Origin of the sequence: Phytoactinopolyspora endophytica (genome assembly GCF_004138495.1) — a bacterium.
Lineage (GTDB): Bacteria > Actinomycetota > Actinomycetes > Jiangellales > Jiangellaceae > Phytoactinopolyspora > Phytoactinopolyspora endophytica.
Genome location: NZ_ML142850.1, coordinates 201,814 through 203,191, shown reverse-complemented (window position 1 = coordinate 203,191; position 1,378 = coordinate 201,814). Strand labels below are relative to the sequence as shown.

The 1,378-nt window shown below is 73.4% G+C and carries 1 protein-coding gene; it reads left to right on the top strand.

Annotated elements, in window-relative coordinates; genetic code table 11:
* A partial coding sequence (locus tag ELR45_RS04265; protein WP_476704120.1) for a P-type ATPase actuator domain-containing protein occupies positions 1-1,378 on the top strand: 1,378 nt, incomplete at both ends.

The following is a 1,378-nucleotide window of genomic DNA, read 5'->3' as shown; positions in this document are numbered from 1 at the left end:
GCGGCGGCGGTGCTGGCGATCACCCGTGATCCCGGCAGGGCGGCAGAGGCGCTTCAAGCTGCGGTTCCCCGGGCCGCACGGTACGGCCGGGAGGGGTTCGCCACCGCGGTGGCGCGGGAGCTGTCCCGACGCGGCGTCGTCCCGATGAACGCCGGAGCCTTCCGGCGGTTCGACCGGGTCTCCGCGATCGTCGTCGACTCGGACGTGCTGGTCTCTGCCGACGGAGAGCTGGATCGCCTGGCCGACGCGGTGCTCGAGGCCGCCGGCGGCGGTGACGCGACGGTGCTGATGACCGACCGGCCGGCAGTAGCGGACCTGCTGTCCCGGGTCGACGAGGCGATCGGCGACGAGCCGCTGGCCGAGCACGTCCGCAGTCTGCAGGGCGACGGGCACGGTGTCCTGGTGATATCCGCCGACGACCAGGACGCCTTGGTCGCGGCGGATGTCGGCGTCGCAGTGCCTCGAGAGAACAGCACCGCGTACTGGTCGGCGGATCTGGTGGTCGGCGCGGACGGGCTGGAAGACGTCTGGCGTGTTCTCCGCGCGCTGCCGGCGGCCCGTGCGGTGAGCCGGAGTTCGGTCCATCTCGCGCAGGCCGGGTCGGCGTTGGGTGCCCTGCACTCCCTGGTGGCTGCTCGCCGTCGGCGTACCAGCCTGGGGCTGGCCCCGGTGCAGCTGGCCGCGCTGGTCGCCTTGGTGCGCGGAACTGCCGCCGGGTTGCGCGCCACCCGTTTCGGCGAGCCGGAGCCGGTGACCCATGTGCCGTGGCACGAGCTGCAGGCACGCGACGTCTACCGGCGGCTCCAACACGACGGAGCGGCCGCGAGGCGACGAGGCACGCAGCAGCCGTGGCCCGCGCGCTGGATGCGGCCGGTCCTGGATCTCACCGTGCCGGGGGCCGGCACCCTCGGCGAGCACAGCAGGGACGCGATCGGTCTGGCCAAGGCCGTACGCGAGGAGCTCGGCGATCCGTTGACGCCGGTGCTCGCAGTCGGCGCCGTCGCGTCGGCCGTCGTCGGGTCGGGTGTGGACGGCGCTCTGGTCGGAACCGTCATGACCGGAAACGCACTGATCAGCGGTGCGCAGCGGCTCCGAGCGGAGCGGGCCCTCCGGGAGCTCACCGCCGAGCAGGAAGTGGTCGCTCGCCGGGTCGTCGTCGAGGATCTCGACCGGCTCGCGGACGCGCGTGTGGAGAACGCGCCCGCCAAGAAGCTCGTCCCGGGTGACGTGATCGAGCTCCGTGGCTCGGATCTGGTGCCGGCTGACGCCCGGCTGCTGACCGCGGAGGAACTGGAGGTCGACGAGTCGGCGCTGACGGGGGAGTCGCTGCCTGTTCCGAAGGACGGGGCGCCGACTCCCGGCGCACCGGTGGCGGAGC